Annotated in this window: 2 protein-coding genes; both read right to left on the bottom strand. The window is 58.7% G+C overall.

The features are described 5' to 3' along the window. The coding region (locus Q3981_RS10425; RefSeq protein ID WP_303126032.1) for an alpha/beta fold hydrolase at positions 1–689 on the bottom strand (689 nt) is incomplete at its 3' end. A 126-nt stretch (positions 690–815) separates the two neighbouring features. Beyond that, entirely contained in the window at positions 816–1,355 is a 540-nt protein-coding gene (locus Q3981_RS10420; RefSeq protein ID WP_303126031.1) for a phage holin family protein, read from the bottom strand. Between the last annotated feature and the right edge of the window lie 316 nt (positions 1,356–1,671).

Genomic DNA, 1,671 nt, shown 5'->3' with positions numbered 1-1,671 from the left:
ACCGCGGCCTTCCGGTGGCGCAGGCACGCGTAATAGGCGACGCGCTCAACGCCCATCGCGAAGCGTCGAATCGCGAGATATTCGTCGAAACTGTCGGAATATCGGAACGCCGAGCCGGCTAGATGAGCGACGATCTGCTCAAGGAACAAGCTGTGGTCGGCTTTCAGCCAGCGCTCCCCAAGCCGCGGGAAACGAGTGGCCATGCCCAGCGTGATGCGGTCGCGGTGCCGGATCGGGTGGCGGATGACGACGTCGACGTTCTGGCGCGGATGCGAAGGGTTGAGCGCCACCACACGCTTAATGCGTTGCGGCTCGGTCAGACCGGCGATCACCGCTGCAGGCACGCTCTCTCCGTGGGCGACCACAGTTGCCGACGTATGACCCAGCGCAAGGACCAGGCCGGCGATGTCTAGTGCCGTCGTGCCCAGGTCGTAGCCGTGGGGAGGTTTGTCAGAGAGGCCGTAGCCGCGGAGATCCATGGCGACGGCGTGGTGATCCTCCGCGAGCAAGGGGAGGACGGATTGCCAGTCGAACCATCCGCCAGCGAAACCGTGAACTAGCAGCACTAATGGGGCGTCGGGGCTTCCGCTGTCGGCGCAGTGAATGCGAACTCCCCGGCTGTGGTATAGGTGATGGGTCCACGGGCCATCGAGTTCAATGGCGGAGGGGTTCGTCGGGCGTTGAGGCACACACCAGGTTTACCAAATCATGAGGTTCGACGGTAGACGGAACCAAAAAACCGACGATGCAGCGGGGCATCGCCGGCGGGGTGGTGTCGACGTGGCTGAACTCACGTCGGTGCTGAGTTTTGGAGCTTAGCTGTAGAGACCTTCAGCAGTTTCGACGTTCTTCGAGCTCGCGGTCTTGGAGGAACCCGAGTTGGACGAACCGCTAGGGACGACCTCGGGGAGCTTGCCGAAGGAATCGATGGTCGCTTCTGGCTTCTTCACCTGCTTGACCTGCTTGAGCCCGATGAGTGCGAAAATGCCTGCGAGCAGGAGCATTCCGGCGAAGACGATGGCGAATGCTGCCCAGCGGTAGAGCCAGATGTCAAGCACTTCTGCCAGGGTGAAGAAGAGGAAGAACGCGCTGAAGAAAGCGATAATGCCGGCCACGGCGAACATTGCTCCGCCGATGGCGCCCTTCTTCACCGACTGCGTGAGCTCTGCTTTGGCGAGCTCAATTTCGGTGCGGACGAGGGTCGTGATCTGGCCGGATGCGTCCTTGACCAGGCGATTAATGCTGCCTTGACCTGCTGCGTGAGTATCGGCATCGCGGAGAGGGATGCTACCTACCTCGGGGAAAACCGAGTTTGAGCTATCGGTGTACAAGCCATTTTTGTTCGTGGAGCTCACGGGCATCCTCCTGCGCATTAAAACATGGGGAAATCAAAACTTTCTCACCTAATTGTGCCATGCGCTAGGGAAAATAGCGATTGAGGCCGTATTAAGAAATCCTGAACAGAAAAGTTTGTACATTGTTGGGCTTGTTAAGAGATTGAATAGCTCTAACGGGGGTGGATCACGGCAATAATGACTGATGAAACGGGCATTGTTTGGTTCGACGGCTGTGGGGACGATTTTCCAGACAGGGGTGGCGATTGTTTTCTTCATGTCCGGGTGGAGGGTAAACGGGGGCATTGTCAGTGGTGAGCGCGATTTTCCGCATCAG

This window comes from Corynebacterium sp. (assembly GCF_030530965.1).
In the GTDB taxonomy this organism is placed as follows: domain Bacteria; phylum Actinomycetota; class Actinomycetes; order Mycobacteriales; family Mycobacteriaceae; genus Corynebacterium.
This window is presented reverse-complemented; position numbering and strand designations above follow the sequence as displayed.